This window comes from Streptomyces sp. ISL-10 (genome assembly GCF_018614575.1).
In the GTDB taxonomy this organism is placed as follows: domain Bacteria; phylum Actinomycetota; class Actinomycetes; order Streptomycetales; family Streptomycetaceae; genus Streptomyces.
In genome coordinates, this window is sequence record NZ_JAGGOJ010000020.1 from 100,639 (window position 1) to 114,435 (window position 13,797).

Consider the following 13,797-nt stretch of genomic DNA (forward strand, 5'->3'; position numbering starts at 1 on the left):
ATCCTGCTCCCACCACCGCGCCCCAGCCCGCGCCCGTACCCCCTCCCGATCCCGGTCCCGATCTCGCCGGTTGTCCCGAGCCGGGCCACGAAGCCTGCTCCAGGCGCCGGTTCACCGGGGGACCGTCCCCGACAACTGGGTCGGCTGCGGAGGTTCGCGCGTCGCCCCGTCCCACGGCACGGTGACGGCCCCTGGGGCCGAGGCGCAGGCGGCCTTGGTGCGTGCGTCCGTCCGAGGCCGGGGCACGGCCGGGTCCACTCGTTGCGGAGCGTGATCGAAGAGTCATGCCACAGGACGGTAGGCACATGTGCCCGAATCTGCCGAGCAGGCCCAATTTCTGTGGACAACAAGCCCGTTGTGAATATCTCCGCCACTCTCGCGAGTGAGAGGCTGCGCGACTACCCCGCCGCACCGGCCCCTTCAGCGAGCCGAGACCACAACTCCCAGCAGGCCGGGTCCGGTGTGCGCACCGATCACCGCACCGACCTCGCTCACATGGAGGTCCGCCAGTCCGAGAACCCGGTCGCGCAGCCGGTCCGCGAGGGCCGCCGCCCGCTCGGGCGCGGCGAGGTGATGGACCGCGATGTCCACTGGAGCCGTACCGGCCCGCTCCACGACGATCTCCTCCAGCCGGGCAATGGCCCGGGAGGCGGTCCGTACCCGTTCCAGCGGTTCGATCCGGCCCCCTTCGAGCTGGAGGAGCGGTTTCACGGCGAGCGCGGAGCCGAGCAGGGCCTGCGCGGCGCCGATCCGGCCACCGCGGCGCAGATAGTCGAGGGTGTCGACGTAGAAGTACGCGGAGGTTCCCCCGGCGCGCTTCTCGGCCGCCGCGGCGGCCTCGTCCAGGGAACCGCCCGCCTGCGCCGTCTCGGCGGCGGCCAGTGCGCAGAAGCCGAGCGCCATGGCGACCATTCCCGTATCGACGACCCGCACCGGCACGGGGGCATCCTTCGCCGCGAGCACCGCCGCGTCGTAAGTCCCGGAGAACTCCGAGGACAGGTGCAGCGACACGATCGCGGTCGCACCGGTTTCGGCGATCGCCCGGTAGGTCTGCGCAAACGTTTCGGGACTGGGCCGGGACGTGGTCACCGGCCTGCGCTTCTGCAGCGCGAGGGCCAGCGAGCGGGCCGAGATCTCGGTGCCCTCCTGCAGCGCCTGATCGCCGAGCACGACGGTCAGGGGCACCGTGGTGATGCCGTGCCGCTCCATCATCGGTGGCGGCAGGTAGGCCGTTGAATCGGTGACGATAGCGACATGGCGGGACATGAGCGGGAGGTTACCCGCAGGCGGGGCCGTGCGGCAGCCCGACCCCGCTCCGCGCTCCTCCGGGGCGCTCGGCAGACGGGTCCGAACGGCGGCGCGACCGCTCTGCCCTGATCAGTTGGTGGTCTCGGGGCGGGCGGACTTCTGCCAGGGATAGGCGGTCTGCTGCCGTGGATCCCGTGCCGTGATGGCCTGCGGCTGTCCCGGAGCGGACCGCTCCGATTCCTGCGCCGACAGCCCCGAGGGCTCTGAGGGCTCTGAGGGCTCTGAGAGCCCGGACGGACCCGACGGCTCCGCCCAGGACCGGTCGGCCGACCCGCCGGGCGTCGCGGAAGCCTGGGCCGACCACGGCGAGGGCTCCGCCGCCGGCGCCGCGTCCGGCTCCTGTGCGGACCAGTGCCTCAGCGCACCCGCCTCCATGTCGATCTGGGCGCTGAGCACGTCCAGATCGTCTTCGGCGAACTTCTGTGCGCGGTCCCTCGCCGCCCAGCGCAGCGACTCCGCGGAGTGCGTGATCCTCTCGGTACGCTCCCGCAGGCCCGGCAGCAGCGAGGCCACCGTCGCCCGGTCGGGCTCGCGCTCCAGCCGCTTGAGCTCCGCGTCGAGTTCCTGCCCATGGGCGCTCAACCGGTGGAAAAGGGCCAGCGACTCGGAGAGCGACGCGTCCTCCGCCACACCCGCGTGCAGCGCTTCCTGGGTCGCCCGCATCGATGTGCGCAGGGCCAGCCGCAGCTGTGCCAGCTCGCCGGTCACACCGCCCTGTCCGTAGCTCCTCGCCCGCAGTGTGGTGTCCTCGACGGTGCGCCGGGCCTGGGTGACCGTGCGCTCGACCCCGCGCTTGGCCGCGCCCACGACCTTCACTGACACATAGACCCCCAATGCCACGAAGGCGAAGAAAAGCAGCGCCAGGATCGTGATTACGGCTCCGGCATCCATGAACGCCCTCCGGCAATCGGTTCTGGTACTTCCCACCGTAAACGGAAAGGGCAGGTCGAGGGTTCCATCCAAACCCTCGACCTGCCCCTAGGGGAGACCCCCGGTCCTGTTACGCGGGAACGATGTTGACCAGCTTCGGCGCCCGCACGATGACCTTGCGGATGCCCGCGCCGCCCAGCGCCGCCACGACAGCGTCTTCGCCCAGAGCCAGTGCCTCCAGGTCCGCGTCACTGATCGACGGGGACACCTCCAGCCGGGCCTTGACCTTGCCCTTGATCTGCACGACGCAGGTCACGGTCTCGTCCACGACGTACGCCGGGTCCGCGACCGGGAAGGCGGCGTGCACGACCGAGCCGGTGTGGCCCAGCTTGTGCCACAGCTCCTCGGCGATGTGCGGGGCCAGCGGAGCGACCAGCAGCACCAGCCGCTCGGCGACCGAGCGCGACAGCGGACCAGCCGTCTTGGTCAGGTGGTTGTTCAGCTCGGTGATCTTGGCGATCGCCGTGTTGAACCGCATCGCCGCCAGGTCCTGGCCGGCGCCGTCGATCGCCTTGTGCAGGGCGCGCAGCGTGTCCGCGTCGATGTCGGCGTCCTCGGTGTCGACGACGGTGACCTCGCCTGTCGACTCGTCGACAATGTTGCGCCACAGGCGCTGCAGCAGCCGGTACTGACCGACGACAGCGCGGGTGTCCCACGGGCGCGAGACGTCCAGGGGGCCCATCGCCATCTCGTACAGCCGCAGGGTGTCCGCACCGTACTCGGCGCAGATCTCGTCGGGAGTGACCGCGTTCTTCAGGGACTTGCCCATCTTGCCCAGCTCGCGCTTGACGGGCTCGCCCTCGAAGAAGAACTTCCCGTCCCGCTCCTCGACGTCGGTGGCCGTCACCGGGAAGCCGCGGCTGTCCCGGTAGACGTACGCCTGGATCATGCCCTGGTTGTACAGCTTGTGGAACGGCTCGGCGGACGAGATGTGCCCCAGGTCGAACAGCACCTTGGACCAGAACCGGGCGTACAGCAGGTGCAGTACGGCATGCTCGGCACCGCCGACGTACAGGTCGACGCCGCCGTGCGGCTGACCCTCGCGGGGGCCCATCCAGTACTGCTCGACGGCCGGGTCGACCAGTTTCGCGCTGTTGTCCGGGTCCAGGTAGCGCAGCTCGTACCAGCACGAACCCGCCCAGTTGGGCATGGTGTTGGTCTCGCGGCGGTACTTCTTCGGACCGTCGCCCAGGTCCAGCGTCACATTGACCCAGTCCTCGTTGCGGGACAGGGGCGTCTCGGGCTGAGTGTCGGCGTCGTCGGGGTCGAAGGTGCGCGGCGAGTAGTCGTCGACCTCCGGCAGCTCCAGCGGCAGCATCGACTCGGGCAGGGCGTGCGCGACGCCGTCCTCGTCGTAGACGATGGGGAAAGGCTCGCCCCAGTAGCGCTGGCGGCTGAACAGCCAGTCACGCAGCCGGAAGTTGATGGTCCCCTCGCCGATACCCTTGGCCACCAGCCACTCGATGATCCGGCTCTTGGCCTCGGCGACGTCCAGCCCGTTCAGCGAGATCTCGTCGTTGGCGGAGTTGATGGCCGTGCCCTGGCCGGTGAACGCCTCGCCCTCCCAGCCCTCGGGCGGCTGAACGGTGCGGACGATCGGCAGCTCGAAGGCCTCGGCGAACTCCCAGTCCCGCTCGTCCTGTCCCGGCACGGCCATGATCGCGCCGGTGCCGTAGCCCATCAGCACGTAGTCGGCGACGAACACGGGGATACGGGAGCCGGTGACGGGGTTCAGCGCGTAGGCGCCGGTGAAGACACCCGTCTTGTCCTTGTGCTCGGTCTGCCGCTCGACGTCGCTCTTGGTCTGGGCCTGCTTGCGGTAGGCGGCGACGGCGTCGGCCGGAGTGGCCGCACCGCCGGTCCAGGACTTCTTGGCGTCCTCGGGCCACTCGGCGGGCAGGATCGAGTCGATCAGGCCGTGCTCGGGCGCCAGCACCATGTACGTCGCACCGAACAGGGTGTCGGGGCGAGTGGTGAAGACGGTGATCTTCGCGTCGGGACGGGAGTCGACGGAGAAGTCGACACGGGCGCCCTCGGAGCGTCCGATCCAGTTGCGCTGCTGCAGCTTGATGGCCTCGGGCCAGTCCAGCGCGTCCAGGTCGTCCAGCAGCCGGTCGGCGTAGGCGGTGATGCGCATGTTCCACTGGCGCAGCTTGGCCTTGAAGACGGGGAAGTTGCCCCGCTCGGAGCGGCCGTCGGACGTCACTTCCTCGTTGGCCAGCACGGTGCCCAGTCCGGGGCACCAGTTGACGGGCGCTTCGGAGGCGTACGCCAGGCGGTACTCGCCCAGGACGTCGGCGCGCTCCTTGGCGCTCAGGTCGCTCCACGCGCGCGTGCCGGGCACGGAACGCTCACCACTGGCGAACTGGGCGACCAGTTCGTCGATGGGGCGGGCCTTCTTCGCCTTGTCGTCGTACCAGGAGTTGAAGATCTGCAGGAAGATCCACTGGGTCCACTTGTAGTAGTCCGGGTCGATCGTGGCGAACGAGCGGCGCTTGTCGTGGCCCAGACCCAGCCGGCGCAGCTGGGCGGTCATGTTCTCGATGTTGGCCTCGGTGGACACCCGGGGGTGGGTGCCGGTCTGCACGGCGTACTGCTCCGCGGGCAGGCCGAAGGCGTCGAAGCCCAGGGTGTGCAGGACGTTGTGCCCGGTCATGCGCTGGTGGCGGGCGAAGACGTCGGTGGCGATGTAGCCCAGGGGATGGCCGACGTGCAGACCCGCACCGGAGGGGTACGGGAACATGTCCATGATGAACTTCTTGGGGCGGGCGACCACGTCCGCGTCGCCGGCCAGAACACCGCTCGGGTTCGGCGCCTCGTAGGTCCCCTCGGCGTCCCAGAAGTCCTGCCAGCGTGCCTCGATGTCGGCTGCCATGGCAGCCGTATAACGATGCGGGGCTGCTGCCTCGGCAGCAGAAGTCATCTCGCTCATGATCCTTAAAAGCTCCATCGATCGTCTCTGCCAGCTGCCGCTGATTCATCCGGTGACGAAATGAAAAATCCCCTCGCACAGGAGGGGACGCCGCGCCGATTCCGACGGGTTCTTTCATCCGCCGGGACTGATCAGCGCGGCTCGCTAAGCAGAAGGCGTACGGCACGCATGGCGTCAGGGTACCGCAGCGGGGGAAGTGGCCGCATACGCCTTCCACCGCGCCGCGCGACAGGCCGAGCGGCCACTCGGAGCGATCATGGCATCCGCGTTACTCCGCGTATCGACCCTATACAGGGCAACCCCCGGGTCAGTTGCCGGAGCTTCACCGTTAATAACAGTGAAACCTCGTACCGGGCAGTATGGGTCGACCTAGAGTGCGTCAACGGGACAGCTTTCCCGCACCATTCGGAGTCGCCCCATGAACCCTCGTCTCAAACAGCGTTTGTCGCCGGGCCCCGGGCCCGCACTCGGCCGCCCGGTGCAAGGCGGCCTCTACGCGGCCGCGTTGATCCTCATCCCCGTGCTCGCCATCGGAGGCAGCGACAGCTTTCGCGCCGCACTCGACTTCACCACCGGGGTTCTGTCCCTGGTGTCGCTGACCGCCTCCGTCGCGTGGGGACTGATCGCCACCGACCGGGTGCTCCTCTCACCGCGCCACCGCCTGCTTGCCCAGGGCATCCACCGGACGACCGCGGTCGCCTCGCTCGGCTTCCTGCTGCTGCACGCCACCGTGAAGGTCTCGCTCGGGCATGTGGCACTGATCGGCGCCCTGATCCCGTTCGGCCTCGGCGTCACGGGCACGTCCGCCCTGATCGGCTTCGGATCGCTGGCCGGATTCCTGATGGTGGTCGCCGCCACGACGGGCGCGCTGCGCAGCGCGCTGGCGGGCAACCCCCGGGTCGCCGGCCGCTGGCGGCCGCTGCACATGCTGGCCTATCCGGCCTGGTCTTTCGCCCTGGTGCACGGACTCTACGCGGGTCGCCCCGCCGCCACCTGGGTCGTCACCATGTACTGCCTGGCCCTGCTGGGCGTGGCCGCCGCCGTGTCGGTCCGGCTGCTGCCGCGGCCGGTGCAGCGGCGCGTCGCCGCCAGGATCATGTCCCTGACCGGCGCGGCCGACGGCGGACCGCTCTCCGCCGATGAGCAGGCGCAGCGGGATCCCGCCACGTCGCCGCTGCCTGGCGCGGGCGGACTGAACGGGACGGGCCGCCCGACCGTATCCGCGGGCATGGACCGCATGGACCGCATGGACCGGGCGAACGGCATTCCGCCGCAGCGCCCGTACGAGCAGGAGTTCCAGCCGCCGCTCGGACAGGCGCGTGCGCAGCCCCCTCGGCTGGCCGCCCCCTCGCCGCAGCTCTACGAGGCCCCGCCGCCCCCGGACTCCGAACCGACGGTGGTCCCGAGCGGTTCCGGCACCCGCCGTGGGCCCCGAATGGCCGCGGCCTACCGCGCCGTGTCCCTGGCGGCCGAGGACCCGGCTCCGCTCGCCGAGCGGGTGCCGATGACCGAGGAGATACCCGTGGTGTCCGAGACGGGATCCCGTCCGGGCACCTGGCCCACCCCCTCGCCGCCCCCGCCGGCCCAGGCCGTGCGCCCTGAGCAGGCATCCCCGCTGTACGACACGCCGCCCCCGCCGCCGTTCGACCCGGCGCCCTCCTACGACACCCCACCCCCGCCGCCGTTCGACCCGGCGCCCTCCTACGACACCCCGCCCGCCTACGACTCCACCACGCCGTCCTACGAACCCGCCGCCGCGTCGTACGGGTCCACGGCGGCCTACGACGCCGTGGCCACCGACGACACCACCGGGGGCTACGGCTCCCCTGCCGCCTCCTACGGCGCCGCCGGCGCGAACGAGGCCGCTTCACCCTCCCCGTACGACGACCGCTCCGCCTACGGGACCGGCGCCCCCGCCACGTACGACGACCGCTCCGCGTACACGACCGGCGCCCCCGCCGCGTACGACGAGACAGCGCCTATGCCAGGCCCCCTCTTCCAGCCGCCGGCCGGAGAACCCTGGAACGCACCTGCAGGAGAACGACCGTGAACACCCCGCTCCCCGATGTCCCCGAGGTCCGCGTCGTCGGACTCCCCCAGCTGACACAGGGTTTCGACCTGGTCGAACGCCTCGACCTGCAGATGCACCTGAAGGTCCACGGGCCGCTGGAGCCGGTCAGCGGCGAGCGGCTCGCCCAGCTGGCCGAGGAGATATCGCTGACGGGCCGCGGCGGCGCCGGGTTCCCGTTCGGCAAGAAACTGCGCGCCGTCGCCAAGTCGGCGATCCGGCGCGGTGTACGGCCCGTCGTCGTCGTCAACGGCAGCGAGGGGGAGCCCGCCTGCCGCAAGGACACGGTGCTGCTCAACCGTGCACCCCATCTCATCCTGGACGGCGCGCTGCTGGCCGCGGAGGCCCTCGGCGCACGCACCCTGGTCGTCGCGGTCACCCGTAATTCCACGGAGATCTCGATGCGTGCGGCCCTCGCCGAACGCGGGCTGAGCGACCGGCGCGGGCAGCAGCTGCGCGCCAGGGTCGTCCGCACCCCCGAGCGGATGGTCTCCGGTGAGGCCTCCTCCGTCATCCGCGCGGTCAACGGCGGCCCGGCGCTGCCTCCCGGCCGCCGGGTGCGTGCGGCGGACTCCGGGGTCGGCGGCGCGCCGACGCTGCTGTCCAACGCGGAGACGTTCGCCCAGCTCGCCGTCGCCGCGCGTATCGGCTCGCGCCGCTACAGCCACACGGGCCTGGACTCCGAGCCCGGCACGGTCATGCTGACGATCTCCGGCGCGGTCGCGCGCCCCATGGTCGTCGAGGTCCCCACGGGCGTCCCGCTGCGGTACGTGCTCCAGATGGCCGGAGCACCGCCGCTGCCACAGGGCGTGCTCACAGGCGGTTACCACGGCAACTGGATCGACTCCGTCGCGGTGCACGAGGCGGTCGTCTCCAAGGCGTCCCTGGCATCCGTGGGGGGTGCCCTGGGCGCGGGGGCGATCCTGCCCATCGGCCCGGAGACCTGTCCGCTCGGCGAGTCGCTGCGCGTGGCCAACTGGCTCGCCGCGGAGACCGCGGGTCAGTGCGGGCCGTGCAAGCTCGGCCTGCCCGCCGCGGCCGGCGGTCTCGCCGATGTGATCAACGGCGGCGGCCCGGCGGCACTGGAGGCGCTGCGGGAGGTGACGGGAGCGGTGAAGGGACGCGGCGCGTGCAAGCACCCCGACGGTTCCGCACGCTTCTTCGCGTCGACCCTGTCCGCGTTCACCGACGACCTCGCCGCCCATGTGCTGGACGGCGGATGCGGACGCCCGACGACCGGGGTGCTGCCCCTGCCGCTGCCCGGCTACGAGGAGGCGGAGGAGTCCATTCCCAGCGGCGAGAAGGTCTTCATCGACTGGACGCTCTGCCAGGGGCACGGGCTGTGCGCGGACATCATCCCGGAGCTGATCCGGCTGAACCCCGACGGCTACCCGTCGGTGGCCGACGCGGTCGTACCGATGCACATGCGCGGGCGCGCACAGCGTGCCGTGCGCCGCTGCCCCGCGCTCGCGATGCGCATCGAGCAGGTGGCGGCCCCGGCACAGGAGCCGTCGCGCCCCGCGCTTCCCAGCAGCAACCGTAAGGCGCTGGGCAGCGGCCGGAGTTGACGGAGGGCGCAACGGACAAGAAGGCGGGCCACCCGATCCGGGTGGCCCGCCTTCTTCATTCTGTGGAGCTAAGGAGAATTGAACTCCTGACCTCCTGCATGCCATGCAGGCGCTCTACCAACTGAGCTATAGCCCCTTGTTGTGTGCCGCCCCATCCGGGTTTCCCCCGCGGCGACGTAGAGAACATTAACGCCCCCGTCGGCGCATCTCCAAATCGTTTCCGACGACGACCAGCAACGCCCGGAATGTCCACTTCGCGGAGGCGAGGAGCGGAGGGTGCGGAGGGCGGCTCAGGCGGTGGCGAACGAGTAGAAGCGCTTGAGGGTGCAGTGCTCGTCCAGCAGCCGGCCGTAGATCGGCTCCCCCTCGAGCTCCCGGTAGGTCTCGATGGGGTCGCCCTTTATGATCAGCGCCCGCGCGCACTCCTCGCACCAGTACTGGTACTCCGGATTGACCGGATCCATGTCCCTGACGATCGGCGTACCGCTGCCGCACCAGTCGCATTTCCGCCTGTGGGCACCCATCATTCAGCTCCAGCTGTGGCCGCAGGCCGTGCACACGTAGGAAACGCCTCCGTTGTCCCCGAGGACCTGGGCGACATGGGCGGAACCGCAGGATGGACAGTTGAGGCGAGCACGAGCCTCCGCCGTGGCAAGCAGGTCATCGGCAGCCTCCTCGGCTTCCTCGCCGCTGGCGGACATCGTGCTCTCCCTCCCGTACCGCCGGCGTCCCCTCCGGCCGTCCGATTCTGCCATGGCCACGCAACGAGGTCAGCGGCGTTTGCGAACGAGACCGGCCATGGCACCCAGTCCGCAGACTGCCGCCACCGCGAGCGTGGTCACCCGGAGTGCGTTCCCGGAACCGCGCGGTCCAGATTCGGTGAGCCGGCCGGGGAAGAGCGTGCCGAACAGCGCGATGCCGATGAGCTGTCCCATCTGGGTGACGGTGACCAGCAGCCCGCTGGCGTCCGTGGCGTCCTCCTGCCACACCTTCGTCAATTCGCCCGTCAGGGTGGGGCTGTAGACGGCGGCCATCCCGGCACCACTGACGACGAAGGCCGCGAACAGCAGCGGTCTGCCGTCTTTGCCGTCCCGCAGCAGCGCGCCCATGGCGGCAGTCGTCAGACCGGTCACGACGAACCCCGCTGGAACCATGGCCCGTTGCCATGCGACCGGCAAGCGACGCCAGGTCGTCGCCACGACGCCGAACACGACGGCGGAGGGCGCGAACAGCAGCCCGGCGCGCAGTGCGCTGCGCCCCAGCCCGCCCTGGAGGCGGAGCGTGATCGCGAACAGGAGGGCGGCGTTCACCGCCCTGATGGCGGCGATCCTCAGCGCCGCCGGGACCGCGGGGGAAGACGTTCCGTCACCGGGCGGTGGGTGAGGTGCGGATGACGTCGGTGTCGCTGTCGATCAACGGGATGCCAGAGCGCCGGAGTGCCGGATCGTGGCTTATGCGCCGGACGACGAGAAGAGCAGAACGCGGATACGGACGCTGCACACGATGCGGGACTGACCGGCGTCGAGCGCACTCCAAAGAGTCCCATGTGGGGATCGCAAAGGATCACAACGCGAAGATCCCGCCCCCTGCCGGGGACGGGATCCTGATTGTGGAGCTAAGGAGAATTGAACTCCTGACCTCCTGCATGCCATGCAGGCGCTCTACCAACTGAGCTATAGCCCCGCGTGTTCTTCGCGCGTCGCGCTGCGAACAAGAAGAACTTTAGCCTGCGACCTGCCGGAAAGTGAAATCCGGGTCCGTGGGCCGCCCCGACGGTGGTCGCCGGGGCGTGACCGGTGCCGGACCGGTGGCCTCTGCGCGGCAGGGCGGGAGCCTGCCGGGAGGGCCGTGGGACCTCAGGTGTCGTCGCCGAGCACCGGCTGGGGAAGCGTTCCGGCGTTGTGCTCCAGCAGCCGCCAGCCGCGCGCGCCCTCGCCGAGCACGGACCAGCAGCAGTTCGACAGACCGCCGAGGCTCTCCCAGTGGCGGGCCTCCAGGCCCAGGAGTCGGCCGATGGTCGTACGTATGGTGCCGCCGTGGCTGACGACGACGAGCGTGCCGTCGTCGGGCAGCTTCTCCGCGTGGTGCAGGACCACGGGCGCGGCCCGGTCCGCGACCTCGGTCTCCAGCTCGCCGCCGCCGCGGCGCACGGGCTCGCCGCGCTTCCAGGCGGCGTACTGATCGCCGTACTGCGCGATGATCTCTTCGTGGGTCAGCCCCTGCCAGACGCCCGCGTACGTCTCGCGCAGCGCCGCATCATAGGAGACGTCCGCGCCCGTTACGGCGGCCAGCTCGCCCGCCGTCGCCGCGGCCCGCTTGAGATCGGAGGCCACGATCGCGTCGGGCTTCAGCGCGGCGAGCAGCCGGGCCGCGCGGCGCGCCTGTGCGATCCCGGTCTCGGTCAGTTCGATGTCCGTGGAGCCCTGGAAGCGGCGCTCCAGGTTCCACGAGGTCTGTCCGTGGCGCCACAGGACCACACGACGGCCCCGCTTCCTGCTGGTGCGGACGTCCCCGGCCGCACCCCCGCCCTTCATGCCGTTCAGCTCAGCTCACCTTCCGCTTCCTTGCCGGCGAGCCGGGCGTGCTCCTCGGCCTTGCCGCGGGTCTTCTTGGCGTCCTCGGGCAGCGGGAGCTCGGGGCAGTCCTTCCACAGCCGCTCCAGGGCGTAGAAGACGCGCTCCTCGCTGTGCTGGACGTGGACGACGATGTCGACGTAGTCGAGCAGGATCCAGCGGGCGTCACGGTCGCCCTCGCGGCGCACCGGCTTGGCGCCGAGCTGCTTGTTCAGCCGCTCCTCGATCTCGTCGACGATCGACTTGACCTGACGGTCGCTGGGGGCTGAGGCGAGCAGGAAGGCGTCAGTGATCGACAGCACGTCGCTGACGTCGTACGCGATGATGTCGTGCGCGAGCCGGTCGGCGGCCGCCTGGGCGGCGGTGTTGACGAGCTCGATGGAACGGTCCGTGGCGGTCACAAGCAGGCTTTCGTCGGCGGTCAGGAACCCTTCAAGGGTCTCACGGACCGCCGACACACCTCGCCGACATTGCCCGGGGGGCCGCGTCAGGCGCCGGGGCCCGGCCGCCGGGCCCCGCCCTCGGGCTGCGGCGACGGGCCCGCCACGGTCGCCGGGCGGGCCCGCATCAGTCGGCCGCCCGCCTCGATCCGACCGACCCGGCCCCCGCATCAGTCGGCCCGGCCCCCTCAGTCGGTCGTGTCGCCGGCCTTGAAGTCGGAGCCGAGGACCACCGACACATCGGCGTTCGCGGCGCCCTTGCCCTTCTTGACCACGTCCGGGGACAGATCTAGCGTCTTGGCGACCTCGACGGCCTTCGCCTTCTGCGCCTCGTCCCCGTAGGTGATCCGCGAGGTGGCGACGGTGTCGGCCCTGCCGCTGTCGATCACCGTGTAGCCGCCGTTGACGAGCGAGATCCTGGCCGTCTCGGTGGCCTTGTCGTCGCCGGAGGCGTTCTTGATGCCGACCCGCACGGCCGCACCCTGCTCCGGTGCGCTGACCGAACCGCCCAGCACGTCCTTGACCACGCTGTTCGCCGCCTGCTCGGTGAGCGTGCCGTCCTGCTGCACGGGCAGCAGGGCGGTCCGGTAGTCGCCGCCCTTGGCGTGTTCGGCGAGGGAGGCGAGCGAGGTGCCGAGGTCCTTCTCGTTCAGGGAGGGGTCGAGGATCTGCGCGAGCGTCTCGATGACGACGGTCGCCGACCTGGGGTCGTCCGGGAGCTTCTTCAACACCCCCTGCATGACCTGGCCGAAGCGCTGCAGCTGCTTCTCCTCGGCCTCACCGGGCCCGACGTACGTGGCGTAGGCGACGGCGGCGCGTCCGTCGAGGGTCTGGTTCTCGCCCTTCTTCACCAGGGACTCGTCGCCCTTCTTCGCACCGGGCACCTCGGCGTCGGTGGTCAGATCGATCGTCCCGACCAGTTCGACGAGGTTCTCCAGGTACGGGGTGTCCAGCCGCCAGGTGCCGGAGATCTTCGCGCCGAGCAGGGTCCCGATCGACTCGCGCGTCCCGGTCGACCCGTCGTCCTCGACGGACTTGCCGAGCGTGGTGGCGGTGCCGTCGTCGTTGGCGACGGAGAGGGTGTTCGGGAGGAGGACGGTGGTGCCCTGCCCGGTGGTCACGTTGTCGACGAGGAGCGCCGTGGAGGTCCGCTCGCTCTTGGTGTTGTGCAGGTGGACCACGATGACGTCGCGCTTCTGCGGGCCGACCGCCGTGCCGCCGGTGCTCTTGGCATCGGACAGGCCGGGCAGCTTCCCCGCGTACCAGAGGTAACCGACGCCGCCGACGAGGACGAGCGCCAGCGTGACGACGAGCGCGACGACCCGGTTGCGGCCGCGGCGCTTGGCCTCCTCGCGTCGCTCGGAACGGCTCTCGGTGAACTTGAGCCAGTCGATGACGTCCTCGGAGTCCTCATCGGGCTCCTCGATGAAGGAGAACTGCTCGGTGCGGTAGTCGCGGTCGTCCGCACCGCGCCGCTGCTCCGGCACGGCCGCCGGGCCGGGCGCGACCTGCGCCTGGGCGCGGGCCTGGTCGTGGCCCTGCGCCTGTGTCTGCCGCTCGGCGGGGACGGGCTGCTGATGCGGAATGTTCCACTGCTGGGTGGTGTCCACGGCCGCGGGCTGCGTGCCCGTGTCGTAGCTGTACCCCTCGTAGCCGTAGCCCTGGCCACCGGACTGCGGGTGCTGCTGTTGCGTGGCGTAGGGGTCGTACTGCCCGTACTGCTCCTGCCGGCCCGATGTATCCGAGCCCTGCTGGGCGTACGGGTCGTAACCGTAATCCTGTCCGGCCTGGGGCTGCTGCCCCGGCTGCTGCCCCGCGGGCTGCTGGGGATACGGCTGCTGAGGGTGCTGGGGTTGCTGCTGTGCGTAGGGGTCGTACGGCTGGGGCTGCTGATAGACCGGCTGTCCGTACTCGTCGTAGCCGACGATCTGCGGCTGCTGGCGGTACGGGTCGTAAGAATGCTGCTGGTCGTTCACCG

The 13,797-nt window shown here is 70.6% G+C and carries 10 protein-coding genes, 2 tRNA genes and 1 pseudogene; 3 read left to right on the forward strand and 10 right to left on the reverse strand.

What is annotated here, in order from left to right:
* Positions 1 to 420: 420 nt before the first annotated feature.
* The 3 genes from J7E88_RS23995 to leuS all read right to left on the reverse strand — a co-directional run bounded on the left by J7E88_RS23995 (position 421) and on the right by leuS (position 5,170).
* On the reverse strand, positions 421 to 1,266 hold the full coding sequence (locus tag J7E88_RS23995; protein ID WP_215184446.1) for a DegV family protein: 846 nt from the start codon (positions 1,264 to 1,266) through the stop codon (positions 421 to 423).
* Between the two features lie 111 nt (positions 1,267 to 1,377).
* Positions 1,378 to 2,199, reverse strand: coding sequence for a hypothetical protein (locus J7E88_RS24000; RefSeq protein ID WP_215184448.1), 822 nt, complete (start codon positions 2,197 to 2,199; stop codon positions 1,378 to 1,380).
* A gap of 109 nt (positions 2,200 to 2,308) precedes the next feature.
* Positions 2,309 to 5,170: a leucine--tRNA ligase gene (gene leuS / locus J7E88_RS24005; protein ID WP_215184450.1), complete on the reverse strand. Its 2,862-nt coding sequence runs from the start codon at positions 5,168 to 5,170 to the stop codon at positions 2,309 to 2,311.
* 418 nt (positions 5,171 to 5,588) lie between these two features.
* Here leuS and J7E88_RS24010 point away from each other — a divergent pair, with 418 nt between their 5' ends.
* Together J7E88_RS24010 and J7E88_RS24015 are read left to right on the forward strand one after the other, a co-directional pair.
* Positions 5,589 to 7,220 carry a hypothetical protein gene (locus tag J7E88_RS24010; protein ID WP_215184452.1) on the forward strand — a complete coding sequence of 544 codons (1,632 nt, stop codon included), beginning with the start codon at positions 5,589 to 5,591 and terminating at the stop codon, positions 7,218 to 7,220.
* Complete coding sequence (locus J7E88_RS24015; RefSeq protein ID WP_215184454.1) at positions 7,217 to 8,806, forward strand: NADH-quinone oxidoreductase subunit NuoF family protein; 1,590 nt, start codon at positions 7,217 to 7,219, stop codon at positions 8,804 to 8,806. Before J7E88_RS24010 ends, J7E88_RS24015 begins: the two co-directional genes overlap by 4 nt.
* 63 nt (positions 8,807 to 8,869) lie before the next feature.
* Here the strand turns inward: J7E88_RS24015 and J7E88_RS24020 are convergent.
* The 3 genes from J7E88_RS24020 to J7E88_RS24030 all read right to left on the reverse strand — a co-directional run bounded on the left by J7E88_RS24020 (position 8,870) and on the right by J7E88_RS24030 (position 10,116).
* A tRNA-Ala gene (locus tag J7E88_RS24020) sits at positions 8,870 to 8,942 on the reverse strand.
* A 154-nt stretch (positions 8,943 to 9,096) separates the two neighbouring features.
* Entirely contained in the window at positions 9,097 to 9,270 is a 174-nt protein-coding gene (locus J7E88_RS24025) for a hypothetical protein (protein ID WP_018846673.1), read from the reverse strand.
* 306 nt (positions 9,271 to 9,576) lie between these two features.
* Positions 9,577 to 10,116, reverse strand: a complete 540-nt coding sequence (locus tag J7E88_RS24030) for a hypothetical protein (protein WP_215184456.1) — start codon at positions 10,114 to 10,116, stop codon at positions 9,577 to 9,579.
* 23 nt (positions 10,117 to 10,139) lie between these two features.
* Between J7E88_RS24030 and J7E88_RS36135 the strand changes: the two are divergent.
* Positions 10,140 to 10,321 (forward strand): annotated as a pseudogene (locus J7E88_RS36135) (transcriptional regulator); the annotation flags it as partial.
* A gap of 95 nt (positions 10,322 to 10,416) precedes the next feature.
* Here the strand turns inward: J7E88_RS36135 and J7E88_RS24035 are convergent.
* From J7E88_RS24035 to J7E88_RS24050, 4 genes are all read right to left on the reverse strand, one after another.
* A tRNA-Ala gene (locus J7E88_RS24035) sits at positions 10,417 to 10,489 on the reverse strand.
* Positions 10,490 to 10,662: 173 nt separating this feature from the next.
* On the reverse strand, positions 10,663 to 11,340 hold the full coding sequence (locus tag J7E88_RS24040; RefSeq protein WP_215184457.1) for a histidine phosphatase family protein: 678 nt from the start codon (positions 11,338 to 11,340) through the stop codon (positions 10,663 to 10,665).
* A gap of 5 nt (positions 11,341 to 11,345) precedes the next feature.
* Entirely contained in the window at positions 11,346 to 11,780 is a 435-nt protein-coding gene (gene rsfS / locus J7E88_RS24045; RefSeq protein WP_215184459.1) for a ribosome silencing factor, read from the reverse strand.
* A 227-nt stretch (positions 11,781 to 12,007) separates the two neighbouring features.
* The gene (locus J7E88_RS24050; protein WP_215184461.1) at positions 12,008 to 13,795 is read right to left on the reverse strand and encodes an LCP family protein; all 1,788 of its coding nucleotides are present in this window, start codon (positions 13,793 to 13,795) and stop codon (positions 12,008 to 12,010) included.
* Between the last annotated feature and the right edge of the window lie 2 nt (positions 13,796 to 13,797).